Raw genomic sequence first — 12,659 nt, forward strand, 5'->3', positions numbered from 1 at the left:
AATGGGTAAGTGTATACCCAAGTGGCCTTAATAGGCAGACGTCACAGACTCACGCCTGTGACATGCGCTGTAATAGCACTACAGCCTCGGTCGCAATCCCTTCTTTACGTCCAGTAAAACCGAGCTGCTCTGTTGTGGTTGCTTTAACGTTAATATTGCCGATGTCGGTTTCAAGATCGCATGCAATCGTGTGGCACATTTGCTCAATAAATGGCGCCATTTTGGGCGCTTGTGCGATGATAGTAATGTCGGCATTTCCCAAAATGTAACCACGCTGTTTGACCAACTGATAAACCGACTTTAATAATTCTCGACTATCCGCGCCTTTCCACTTGGCGTCAGTATCAGGAAAATGGCGACCGATATCACCGGCGGCGATTGCCCCAAGTAAAGCGTCAGATAACGCATGGAGTGCAACATCGCCATCAGAATGTGCAATCAAACCGTGTTCATAAGGTATCGCAACACCACCGATGATAACCGGGCCATTACCACCAAATTTATGGACATCAAAACCGTGACCGATTCGAATCATTCCTCTCTCCCTTTATGCGTTAAGTAAAACTGAGCTAGAGCCAAATCCTCTGGCTGGGTGATCTTAATATTGGCGCTTGAACTTGCCACCAATCGTGGAGCACGTCCCAACCACTCTATGGCAGAGGCTTCATCGGTAATGTTCACCTTTGCTGCCAGTGCGCCAGCCAGAGCATGATAAAGCAATTTCGCATCAAAAAACTGGGGCGTCAGTGCATGCCAAAGTTGGCAGCGTTCAACCGTGGCACTGATATATTGACGGCTATCACCTCGCTTCATGGTGTCACGCACTGGCGTGGCTAAAATCGCCCCATCGGGGCTCATACTGCCTTGTTCGATCAATTGGTCAATATCGGCCAATTCCACGCATGGACGAGCCGCATCGTGCACCAAAACCATACCGTCATAACCGTCGCTCAGCACTTTTTCCAATGCAGATAACACAGAATCGGCACGTTCTTTACCCCCATCGACACGAGTGACCGCAGGGTGGGTGGCCAAAGGTAGTGTCTCAAAGTAGGGATCATTAGCGCCAATTGCGATGTAAACCTGTTTTATCTGAGGATGCGCTAATAGTTTATTGACCGTATGTTCCAATACCGTTTGCTGCGCGATACGCAGATACTGTTTGGGTTTATCCGCTTGCATACGGCTGCCAACGCCGGCGGCGGGAACAATCGCAACGAATCCATTTTCAGATACCATCTAAGGTTGCTCCTGATTTAACATACGATAGAAAGTCTCACCTTCTTTAACCATGCCAAGCTCATGTCTTGCACGTTCTTCAATCGCGTCAAGCCCCTGACGCAAATCATCAATTTCGGCGTACATTTCATCGTTGCGACTTTGCAACTTCGCATTCACTTGCTGCTGCGCAACAATGTCTTGCTCAAGGGACCAATAGTCGTTGATGCCATTTTTACCAAACCACAGGGTATACTGTAGCCAACTCAATAATGAGAGCAAAAAGAGCAAAAAAAGACGCATCGTTACTATGCCTTATCGAGCGAAAGAGGTGTCGGCTTTTATAGCACAGAACCGTGTCGCTTTCGAGCCAACTGCTTGATGAAGTGGCACAATCATCACGGACAATACAGGCGGAACGTGACGGTTTTCCTTGATATAAAAAAACGCCCCGCGAATGCGAGGCGTTTCTAAAAGCTTCAATCTAAGCAATTAATTCAATATAGAATTAAGCTTGACCTTTTACTTCTTTAAGACCGTTGAAAGGTGCACGCTCACCAAGAGCTTCCTCGATACGGATAAGTTGGTTGTACTTAGCAACACGGTCAGAACGGCTCATAGAACCAGTTTTGATTTGACCTGCCGCAGTACCTACCGCAAGGTCTGCGATAGTTGCATCTTCAGTTTCGCCAGAACGGTGAGAGATTACTGCTGTGTAACCTGCGTCTTTAGCCATCTTGATTGCAGCTAGAGTCTCAGTTAGAGAACCGATTTGGTTGAACTTGATAAGGATAGAGTTAGCGATGCCTTTCTCGATACCTTCCGCTAGGATCTTAGTGTTAGTTACGAATAGATCGTCACCAACAAGTTGAAGTTTGTCACCTAGAAGTTGAGTTTGGTGTGCAAAACCAGTCCAGTCAGACTCGTCTAGACCGTCTTCGATAGAAACGATTGGGAACTTGCTTGCTAGGTCAGCTAGGTAGTGGTTGAACTCTTCAGAAGTGAAGGTTTTGCCTTCGCCTTTCATATTGTAGATGCCAGCTTCTTTGTCGAAGAACTCAGACGCTGCACAGTCCATAGCAAGAGTAACGTCTTTGCCTAGCTCGTAGCCAGCTGCTGCAACCGCTTCTGCGATAACTTCTAGTGCTTCAGCGTTAGACTTAAGGTTAGGAGCGAAACCACCTTCGTCACCAACTGCAGTGCTGTAGCCTTTAGACTTAAGAACTTTCGCTAGGTTGTGGAATACTTCTGCACCGATACGTAGAGCTTCTTTAAGAGTTTTCGCGCCAACTGGTTGGATCATGAACTCTTGGATGTCAACGTTGTTGTCAGCGTGCTCACCACCGTTGATGATGTTCATCATTGGAAGAGGCATAGAGAAAACACCAGCAGTGCCGTTTAGCTCAGCGATGTGCTCGTATAGAGGCATGCCTTTCGCAGCAGCTGCTGCTTTTGCGTTTGCTAGAGAAACCGCAAGGATTGCGTTTGCACCGAAGTTAGATTTGTTTTCAGTGCCGTCTAGTTCGATCATGATAGCGTCGATTGCCGCTTGATCTTTTGCATCTTTACCAACTAGAGCGTCAGCGATTGGGCCATTTACAGCTTCAATTGCTTTAAGAACGCCTTTGCCTAGGAAACGTGATTTGTCGCCGTCACGTAGCTCAAGCGCTTCACGAGAACCAGTAGATGCGCCAGATGGAGCAGCTGCCATACCAACGAAACCGCCTTCTAGGTGTACTTCAGCTTCTACTGTTGGGTTACCACGTGAATCGATGATTTCACGACCTAGAACTTTAACGATCTTAGACATTAATGTTTCCTCTCGTTTAAATTAAATGTCAAATTTAAAAAAGCAGCAGCACAACCTTCGCGACTGCCTGTATCCATTTTAATTTACTTCAGCTCACCGCGCGCATTTTCACCCGCTGCTTTGATAAAACCAGCAAACAATGGGTGACCATCACGTGGGGTTGAAGTGAACTCCGGGTGGAACTGAGCGGCCACAAACCAAGGATGATTTGGGATCTCGATCATTTCGACTAATTTCTTATCGGCAGACAGACCCGACACTTTTAGGCCCGCTTTTTCGATTTGCGGACGCAACAGGTTATTCACCTCATAACGGTGACGGTGACGTTCGTGAATCGTATCGCTGCCATAAAGCGCACGAGCTTTAGTGCCTTTTTCAAGATGGCACAATTGAGAGCCAAGACGCATTGTACCGCCAAGATTTGACGTTTCTGTGCGAGCTTCAACGTTGCCTTCCGCATCAACCCATTCTGTGATCAAACCAACCACAGGGAATTGAGTCTCTTTATTAAATTCTGTTGAGTGCGCGCCTTTCATACCCGCTACGTTGCGAGCGTATTCAATCAGGGCCACTTGCATACCTAGACAGATACCAAGGTATGGCACTTTGTTTTCGCGCGCGTATTGCGCCGCTAGAATTTTACCTTCGACGCCACGGTCACCGAAACCACCAGGAACCAAAATAGCATCCAGGCCTTCAAGCACCTCAACCCCTTTGGTTTCAACATCTTGTGAGTCAATGTATTTAATGGTAACGCTTAAACGATTTTTAAGACCAGCGTGTTTTAACGCTTCGTTTACCGACTTGTAAGCGTCTGGCAATTCAATGTATTTACCAACCATACCAATGGTAACATCGCCCGTTGGGTTGGCTTCTTCGTAAATAACCTGTTCCCATTCCGACAAATCCGCTTCTTTCGCCTTGATACCAAAACGCGCACACACAAGATCATCAAGGCCCTGTGATTTGATAAGTTGCGGAATTTTGTAGATAGAATCGACGTCTTTCATCGAAATAACGGCTTTTTCAGACACGTTACAGAACAGCGCAATCTTCTTACGTTCGTTGGCTGGGATCATGCGATCTGAGCGACAAACGAGAATGTCTGGTTGGATACCGATTGATAGCAACTCTTTTACTGAGTGTTGCGTTGGTTTGGTCTTCACTTCACCAGCCGCCGCTAGGTATGGTACCAGCGTTAGGTGCATGAACATGGCGCGTTCGCGACCAATCTCAACGGCAAGCTGACGAATCGCCTCCATAAATGGCAATGACTCGATATCACCGACCGTACCACCGACTTCAACGATCGCGATTTCGTGACCTTCTGAACCAGCGATAACGCGGTCTTTGATCGCATTCGTGATATGTGGGATCACCTGAATAGTGGCACCTAAGTAATCACCACGGCGCTCTTTTGCTAAAACGTCAGAATAAACACGACCTGCGGTAAAGTTATTACGCTTCGTCATTTTGGTGCGAATGAAACGCTCGTAGTGACCTAAGTCAAGGTCCGTTTCGGCGCCATCTTCAGTAACAAACACCTCACCGTGTTGAGTTGGGCTCATAGTGCCTGGGTCAACGTTGATGTAAGGGTCAAGCTTCATCATGGTCACTTTAAGACCACGAGCTTCAAGAATTGCGGCAAGAGATGCGGCTGCAATGCCTTTACCTAGAGAGGATACAACCCCGCCAGTTACGAAAATGTAATTAGTTGTCATGCTTAACCTGAAATTGGTTGAATGAGGGAAAAGGATTTCATCTGGACGGGACGTAAATATACCAGAAGCTCCCTAGCGCCACAACGTGAAATCTATCACAGTGCGGCTTTTTCTTTTTTGCTTCAAATCAACTTCAATCGATGCTCGAATTCTCAACCAGAACAAAGTGAAAGCACGCGCCATTACGGCGCTTGCTGGGGTATTACTGCCGCTTTTCAGCGGCTTTGACTTGTTGCCAAAACCCATCGAGCTCTGCCAAAGAGTATTCGCTCAGCGCTTTACCCTGCGCTTGCGCTCGTTGCTCAACCCCATGAAAGCGAGTGCTAAACTTTTGATTGGCTTTGCCCAATGCCACTTCAGGGTTGCAATTTAAGTGACGAGCCAAATTCACCGTCGCAAATAACAGATCGCCCACTTCCGACTCAACTCGCTCAGCGTTTGGTGTGATTTGCTGCGCTTCCGCCAGCACCTCATCAATTTCTTCATGCACTTTGTCTACCACTGGACCCAGTGTTGGCCAATCAAAACCATATTGAGCCACTTTCTTTTGAATTTTTGTTGCGCGCGCCAGTGCAGGCAGTGCAGCAGGAACCCCATCAAGCACGCTACTGAACACCTCGCCACGTGCGGCTTTTTCTTTGGCTTTTTCTGCTTCCCAGTTGGCTTTAATTTCGGCCTCATCAGCAAAAGAGGTGTCAGTAAACACATGAGGATGGCGACGAGTTAATTTTTCATTTACCGTGTTCACCACATCAGCAAAGTCGAACCATTGCTGCTCTTTGGCCAATTGGCTATAAAAAATCACTTGAAACAGCAGATCGCCCAGTTCTTCTTGCAAATTAGCCCAATCGCGTTTGTGTATCGCGTCAACGACCTCATACGTTTCTTCTATCGTGTGCGGCACTATGGTGTCAAAGGTCTGTTTTTTGTCCCATGGACAACCGCGCTCAGGGTCGCGCAGCGTCGCCATAATGTCCACTAACTGTTCGATTGGGTGACTCATAGTCGAATCCTTAAAGTATCTAAAGAAAAAGGTGAGCAGCTAAACCACTCACCTTCTCATTATTTTATTAACGGATAACACAACGTAAATATTTCCGTTGGTTTATAACAATTTGGTTTCCAAGCGCTTAGTTTCTAAGTAGTTGGCGACTAGCTCTCGGCGGCAAAATGATTTCGACATCTGAGCATAGATAACTATGTGATGGTGCGGAATCAGTGCCGCCAACAACGAGGTAGCGCCAAATACGACGAAACCTATCCTAAGCGTTTCACGTTCATCACATCCTTGATCTGCTCAATCCGTTTACTAATTCGGCTGAGCACATCAATATTGGACACCTCGAGATCAAAATCCATGATAGACAACTGACTGCGATAATCAGTCCGACTCTTCATGCTAACCACTTTAATTTTTTCGTTGGAAAACAGCGTCGTGATATCTTTAACGAGTCCAGAACGCTCCATTGCTTCAACACGCATCGTCAAAATGTAAGAGCCAACAAACCCACTGCCCCAGACCGTGTCGATGATCCGCTCCGGCGCGTGATGGCGTAACTCTTCTAACTGCTCACAATCACTGCGATGGACCGAAATACCGCGCCCTTGGGTAATGTAGCCACTGATAGCATCACCTGGGATCGGCTGACAGCATCGAGCCAGATGGGTCATAAGGTTATCAACACCTTCAACCACGACGGCATCTTTGTGGGGCCGCGAGTGGGCGTGAGCGCGATGTTCTTTCCCTTGCAGTTTTTCAAGCGCCTCACGGTCTTCTTGCTCTGCGGTGGGCTTATTCACTAACGCATTAATGTGGTTAATGATTTGATTAATTCGCAAATCACCACTGCCCACACCCACGTAAAGTTCATCAGCGCTGTTGACATTGAAACGCTTCACCGCGTAACGCTCTGCGTCTTTAAGGGTTGCGCCAATTTTTTGCAGCTCGTGCTCTAAGATCTCACGCCCTGCTTCTAAATTTTTCTCGCGAGATTGTTTGCGAAACCACGCGTTAATTTTGGCGCGCGCACGGCCTGAGGTAACAAAGCCAAGCGATGGGTTGAGCCAGTCTCGCGACGGATTCGGCTCTTTTGACGTGATAATTTCAACCTGATCGCCCATTTGCAATTTATGGGTAAACGGGACAATTCGACCGCCAACTTTAGCGCCAATGCAGCGGTGGCCCACTTCTGAGTGAATATGGTAGGCAAAGTCTAGTGGGGTCGCGCCCATCGGTAAGTCCACCACATCGCCGCGAGGCGTAAACGCGTAGACGCGATCATCAAACACTTGGCTACGCAGTTCATCCAACATTTCGCCAGAGTCAGACATCTCTTCTTGCCAATCGAGCAGTTTGCGTAACCACGTAATTTTCTCATCGTAACCACTGCGACCACTGCCACCTTCTTTGTATTTCCAGTGCGCTGCAACCCCAAGCTCAGACTCTTCATGCATCTGCTTAGTTCGAATCTGAATTTCAATGGTTTTGCCTTCCGGGCCTAAAATCACGGTGTGAATTGATTGGTAACCGTTGGGTTTGGGGTTTGCGACATAATCGTCGAACTCACTGGGCAAATGGCGGTATTTGGTATGAACAACCCCAAGTGCGGCATAACAATCTTGCAGTTGGTCAGCAATAATACGCACCGCTCGCACATCAAACAGCTCATCAAAGGCCAAACCTTTTTTCTGCATTTTACGCCAGATGCTGTAAATGTGTTTCGGACGGCCACTCACCTCGGCATTGATGCCAGAGACTTTCATCTCCGCGGACAAATCATCCACAAAGTCTTTGATATATTGCTCGCGTACAATGCGGCGCTCAGCAAGCTGTTTGGCAATTTGCTTGTAGGTGTCTGGGTGCTGATAACGAAACGCGTAATCTTCAATTTCCCATTTTAACTGACCAATACCGAGACGGTTTGCCAAAGGCGCATAGATGTTAGCACACTCTTTTGCCGCCGCTCGGCGCACCGCGTCGGGGGCTTTTTTGACTTCAATGAGGTTGCAAATTCGCTCAGCAAGCTTAATCACGACGCAGCGAAAATCATCCACCATCGCAAGCAACATACGGCGCACATTATCCACTTGCACCGAGGCTTCACTGCCTTCTAAAGTGATATTCAGTTGCCCCAATGCGGCCATTTCATCGACGCCGTCAATCAGCTTAATGATCTCTTTACTGTAATGCTCTTCTAGCCATTCATGCGGCAACGCGCCGGTTGAGACGAGCGGAAACAGTTGCGCTGCAACCAATGTAGGGCCATCCATCGACAAAGTGATCAGGATTTCAATCATTTCACGGCCACGCCAAAGCAATAACTCGCCTTGAGGATGGTCAATTAGCATTTGCTCACAATGACGGTAAACCTCGGTGAGTCGCCGACTGATTTTAGCCTCTTGATTTAAGCTTGCGATCCAGCTCTCGAGTATAAATTGGCCATCGGGGTTTAAATGTGCGCTTCTTACCGCAACCATGGTGTCATCCTAGTTCAAAATGTCGTTGGTTTGACTCGCTTTATCCTAGCGAGTTCAGTGCGTGGCGTTGAGATATTCAACGCCACGCCGTCTATTCTACCTCACCCGACTCGCGTTATGGGTAAGTCTTACTGTTTACTGTTTAACAAAAAGCGCCATTGACTCTAAATGGCTGGTATGCGGGAACATATCGAGCATGGCTAATTTACGCAACTGGTACCCTTGTGCATAAAGGCTTTGGCTATCACGAGCTAGCGTAGCAGGATTACACGAAACATAAACCACCTGCTGCGCGCCAAGACTTGAGATTTGATCAATGATCCCAACCGCGCCAGCGCGGGCTGGATCAAGCAGCACCTTGTTAAATTGCTCACGCGCCCAAGGCTGATCCAAAAATTGCTCTTCCAAATTGGCGTGAAAAAACTGAACCTGAGTCAATCCATTCGCTTTGGCATTGGCTTTGGCGCGAGCCACCATTGCCGGAACGCCTTCCACACCACAAACAAACGCTGCGCTCTGTGCTAGCGGTAGACTAAAATTGCCGACGCCGCAGAACAAGTCTAAAACACGATCATCCTTATCCAACTCAAGCCATTCAATCGCCCTTGCCACCATCATTTGATTTACGCGCTGATTCACTTGAATAAAGTTATTAGGCGCAAACGCAATATCCACCCCAACTTCTTGGTAACATGGTTCATCACCACACACACGATGTAATTCATCCGCTTGTGGCATGAGATATAGCGAGGCCTGATGACTTTGCGCTAACGCCACCAGAGCGGCTTGTTCATGCTCTTTCAATGGCCCCATATGGCGCAGAGTAATGCACGGTCCATTGTCACCAAGCACCAATTCCACATGCCCCAAACGAGACTTGTCGACAAATTGGGCAAGACATTGCTGCAGCGGTTTCAACAATGCATTGAGCGGGCTGACCAGAACGGGGCAGTCTGTCACAGGCTCAATTGCATTACTTTGTTTACGACGAAAGCCAAACCGTAACTGACCGCTTTTTTTATCCACTTGTAAGCTGATGCGCGCTCGACGGCGGTAATGGCGTGAGTCGCCGACAATCGGCTCAGACAATGCCACTGTATTGCCGGAGAATTTTTGCATTAATTGCGACAAGGTGGCTTGTTTGTGTGCGAGCTGCGCCTGAGCTTCAAGATGCTGAAGATCGCAGCCGCCACAAGCGTCGTAATGAGGACAAAATGGGGTTACCCTTTGTTCGCTCGGTTTCAACACTTTAATTAATTTTCCTCGTGCGAAACGACTTTTGGACTCCACTAACTGCACTAAAACCTCTTCACTTGGCAGCGCGCCCGCGACAAATACTGGTTTTTTATTAATGAATGCCACGCCTGCGCCTTGATGATCGAGCCGTTCAATCGTCATCGGCTGATGTTTTGTGCTAGGTTGCGTCTTCTTTTTAGGTTGAAAAAATTGCGCCATGTTTCTTTGCTCAGTGGAAATCGGTTCATCACTGCACACTACATCACTATTTCGCTATAGTGCCGTTGTGCCAACGAGGTGTTCTGATTATTCTATACCCATGCTTTAAGGGTATCCCTATTTTCCCACATCCAGACCTTGATGTAATTAGCAAACATGACCAGATACGGCTTACGAGCGCGAGTGATCACCCTGACACTGGCGCCAACTTTAATTATCGGCCTCTTGCTGAGTACCTTTTTTTCGATTAACCGCTATCAAGATCTTGAGCGGCAAGTGATCAACACGGGTACTAGCATCATTGAACCTCTTGCGATTGCCAGCGAAGCTCACTTGGTCACCGACAGCCGAGAGTCGGTTAGACGATTGCTCAGCTATGCGCACCGCCGTAACTCTGATTTAGTACGCAGTATCGCCGTATTTAATGCCAACCATGAGCTGTTTGTTACCTCAAACTTTCATCCTAACTTTAGCTTACTCGCGTTCGACAATACTAAGCCTATTCCGCAAGTTGGAAATGCCGAAATCAGCGACCAGACACTGATTTTACGCGCGCCAATTATCACTGAAGGACGCTTTATTAACCAACTCAATGGCAAACCGCCGATCACCCAAGCGGTGGGGTATATTGCGGTTGAGATGGATCTTTCCTCATTGCGGTTGCAGCAATATCAAGAAATTTTTTCTGCGGCTTTGGTGCTTGTTATCGGCATCGGTTTGGCAGCCATGTTTGCATCACGACTGATGCACGATGTCACTCAACCGATAACACATATGAAGAATGTCGTTGACCGCATACGTCGCGGCCACCTCGATGTGCGAATTGAAGGTACGATGCACGGTGAACTCGATGCGTTGAAAAAAGGGATCAACGCGATGGCGATTTCGCTGTCCGAATATCACATCGAGATGCAGCATAGCATCGACCAAGCCACCTCAGATCTGCGCGAAACACTAGAGCAATTAGAGATCCAAAACGTTGAGCTCGACATCGCCAAAAAACGGGCTCAAGAAGCGGCGCGAGTCAAATCCGAATTTTTGGCCAACATGTCCCATGAGCTGCGCACTCCGCTCAATGGGGTATTGGGCTTTACGCGTCAGATGCTGAAAACGCACCTATCAAAGAGTCAAACTGATTACTTGCTAACGATTGAAAAATCAGCCAATAACCTACTGACCATCATTAATGACATTCTCGACTTTTCAAAACTCGAAGCGGGCAAGCTGGCTCTGGAAAACATTCCGTTTGATTTTCGCGATAGCTTAGAAGAGGTCATCAACCTTCAAGCCACCAGCGCGCATGAAAAAGGATTGGAACTGACACTTCGCATTGATCCGAAAATTCCGCCCGGTCTTGCTGGCGATCCATTGCGAATGCAGCAGATCCTCACTAACTTAGTGGGCAACTCAATTAAATTTACCGAAAAAGGCAACATTGATGTCAGCGTTGAGCTGCGCGCGCAAAATGGCAATGCAGTCGACATTCAGTTTATGGTGCGTGATACCGGAATAGGCATTTCCGAGCGCCAGCAAGCTCAATTATTTCAAGCCTTTAGTCAAGCGGACGCCAGCATTTCTCGCCGTTACGGCGGCACAGGGTTAGGTCTGGTGATCACACAAAAATTGGTCTCACAAATGGGCGGCGAAATCAGTTTGACCAGTCGTCTACACCAAGGCTCTACGTTCTGGTTCACTTTGCGGTTACAAGCAACCGATTTACCGATGTTAGAAAGTGTCGACACACAATCGCTACAAGGCAAACAGTTGCTGCTGGTTGAGCCTAATTTGCAAGCGGCGACTGTATTGCAAAATATGCTGTCTTTAGAAGGGCTAACGATCACCTACAAAGCGGATATTTATGACAGCCACGGCCATTTTGATTTTGTGTTACTCAACCTAGCACCTAACGCTCATCATAGTGAGCAGCAAGTGCGTGATTGGCTTAACCACGGACAACAATTATCCGCCAATGTTATCTTGGTAACGCCAAGCACAGAGCTGGCACTGGCCGATAAATTAATGAGCCAATTTGACATTCAATGCCTCACCAAACCACTGTCTCGGCGTAAATTATTGCAAAGCCTGATTGTGGCTAAGCCTGACGTGGTAACCGTGCCTTTACCGATTGCCGACGAGGCAGATAAACTGCCGTTGCAAGTGATGGCGGTCGACGATAATCCAGCGAACCTTAAACTCATCACCGCGCTTTTGGCCGAGCGCGTGCTAAATGTGGTGCAGTGCAGCAGTGGCCAACAGGCCGTGGATTTAGCTAGCCAGCAGCATTTTGATATTATCTTCATGGATATTCAGATGCCTCATATGGATGGGGTTACAGCATGTCACTTAATCAAGCAGAGCCGCCTGAATCGAGCAACACCGGTTATCGCGGTGACCGCCCACGCGATGAGCGGTGAGCGCGACCGACTGCTTGCCGAAGGGATGGACGATTATTTAACCAAACCGATTGAAGAACATGTGCTGCAGCAAGTCCTGATCCACTGGGGGCCAGATGCCGAGCAACTGGTGGCAAAAGTCGCCCCCGGTTATTTCGACACGCCAGAAGATGCCGCAACGCAGCAGCAAGGGTTGCAATCTGAAATCATCATTGATTGGCAATCAGCGCTAAAGCAGTCGGCCAATAAACCGGATCTGGCCAAAGAACTCCTAAGCATGCTGGTGGATTATATTCCTGAAGTCGAAACCGTACTTGAGCGAGCGTTGGATGGCGATGAGAATGTTCGTGATGAACTATTGCATGTGATTCATAAATTGCATGGCAGCAGCTCGTATTGCGGCGTACCACGACTCAAAGCGTTATGTGGGCTGATTGAAGAAGCATTGCGTGAATCGCGCCTGTTTGAAGACATTGAGCCAGAACTGTTTGAACTGCAAGATGAGATGAACAAAGTCACGGTGACGGCTCAGCTCTATCTCAATCCAGCTCAGGTGCCTGAATAACCGTGCAAAACACGGTTAGC

At 47.9% G+C, this 12,659-nt stretch carries 9 protein-coding genes; 1 reads left to right on the plus strand and 8 read right to left on the minus strand.

Annotated elements, in window-relative coordinates; translation table 11 throughout:
- Positions 1 to 49: 49 nt before the first annotated feature.
- The 8 genes from ispF to rlmD form a co-directional block, all read right to left on the minus strand.
- A complete protein-coding gene (gene ispF, locus HGP28_RS07940; protein WP_168835924.1) occupies positions 50 to 535 on the minus strand; it encodes a 2-C-methyl-D-erythritol 2,4-cyclodiphosphate synthase in 486 nt (161 codons plus the stop codon).
- The gene (gene ispD / locus HGP28_RS07945; protein WP_168835925.1) at positions 532 to 1,239 is read right to left on the minus strand and encodes a 2-C-methyl-D-erythritol 4-phosphate cytidylyltransferase; all 708 of its coding nucleotides are present in this window, start codon (positions 1,237 to 1,239) and stop codon (positions 532 to 534) included. The genes ispF and ispD overlap by 4 nt, the downstream gene beginning before the upstream one ends.
- Complete coding sequence (gene ftsB / locus HGP28_RS07950; protein WP_168835926.1) at positions 1,240 to 1,521, minus strand: cell division protein FtsB; 282 nt, start codon at positions 1,519 to 1,521, stop codon at positions 1,240 to 1,242.
- 205 nt (positions 1,522 to 1,726) lie between these two features.
- The gene (eno, locus tag HGP28_RS07955) at positions 1,727 to 3,028 is read right to left on the minus strand and encodes a phosphopyruvate hydratase (protein ID WP_168835927.1); all 1,302 of its coding nucleotides are present in this window, start codon (positions 3,026 to 3,028) and stop codon (positions 1,727 to 1,729) included.
- An 83-nt stretch (positions 3,029 to 3,111) separates the two neighbouring features.
- Positions 3,112 to 4,749, minus strand: a complete 1,638-nt coding sequence (gene pyrG / locus HGP28_RS07960; protein ID WP_168835928.1) for a CTP synthase — start codon at positions 4,747 to 4,749, stop codon at positions 3,112 to 3,114.
- 202 nt (positions 4,750 to 4,951) lie between these two features.
- Entirely contained in the window at positions 4,952 to 5,752 is an 801-nt protein-coding gene (mazG, locus tag HGP28_RS07965) for a nucleoside triphosphate pyrophosphohydrolase (RefSeq protein WP_168835929.1), read from the minus strand.
- A gap of 254 nt (positions 5,753 to 6,006) precedes the next feature.
- A complete protein-coding gene (gene relA, locus HGP28_RS07970) occupies positions 6,007 to 8,226 on the minus strand; it encodes a GTP diphosphokinase (protein WP_168835930.1) in 2,220 nt (739 codons plus the stop codon).
- 135 nt (positions 8,227 to 8,361) lie between these two features.
- Positions 8,362 to 9,681, minus strand: coding sequence for a 23S rRNA (uracil(1939)-C(5))-methyltransferase RlmD (rlmD, locus tag HGP28_RS07975; protein ID WP_168835931.1), 1,320 nt, complete (start codon positions 9,679 to 9,681; stop codon positions 8,362 to 8,364).
- A gap of 156 nt (positions 9,682 to 9,837) precedes the next feature.
- On the opposite strand from rlmD, the gene barA reads away from it, so the two are divergent.
- A complete protein-coding gene (gene barA, locus HGP28_RS07980) occupies positions 9,838 to 12,639 on the plus strand; it encodes a two-component sensor histidine kinase BarA (RefSeq protein ID WP_168835932.1) in 2,802 nt (933 codons plus the stop codon).
- The last annotated feature ends 20 nt before the right edge of the window (positions 12,640 to 12,659 follow it).

The sequence above is a fragment of the Vibrio agarilyticus genome (assembly GCF_012641465.1).
Classification (GTDB): domain Bacteria; phylum Pseudomonadota; class Gammaproteobacteria; order Enterobacterales; family Vibrionaceae; genus Vibrio; species Vibrio agarilyticus.

Excerpts from the sequence above, each read along its gene's own strand:
- ispF (WP_168835924.1), bottom strand. The coding sequence starts at position 535 with ATGATTCGAATCGGTCACGGTTTTGATGTCCATAAATTTGGTGGTAAT.
- ispD (WP_168835925.1), bottom strand. The coding sequence starts at position 1,239 with ATGGTATCTGAAAATGGATTCGTTGCGATTGTTCCCGCCGCCGGCGTT.
- ftsB (WP_168835926.1), bottom strand. The coding sequence starts at position 1,521 with ATGCGTCTTTTTTTGCTCTTTTTGCTCTCATTATTGAGTTGGCTACAG.
- eno (WP_168835927.1), bottom strand. The coding sequence starts at position 3,028 with ATGTCTAAGATCGTTAAAGTTCTAGGTCGTGAAATCATCGATTCACGT.
- pyrG (WP_168835928.1), bottom strand. The coding sequence starts at position 4,749 with ATGACAACTAATTACATTTTCGTAACTGGCGGGGTTGTATCCTCTCTA.
- mazG (WP_168835929.1), bottom strand. The coding sequence starts at position 5,752 with ATGAGTCACCCAATCGAACAGTTAGTGGACATTATGGCGACGCTGCGC.
- relA (WP_168835930.1), bottom strand. The coding sequence starts at position 8,226 with ATGGTTGCGGTAAGAAGCGCACATTTAAACCCCGATGGCCAATTTATA.
- rlmD (WP_168835931.1), bottom strand. The coding sequence starts at position 9,681 with ATGGCGCAATTTTTTCAACCTAAAAAGAAGACGCAACCTAGCACAAAA.
- barA (WP_168835932.1), top strand. The coding sequence starts at position 9,838 with ATGACCAGATACGGCTTACGAGCGCGAGTGATCACCCTGACACTGGCG.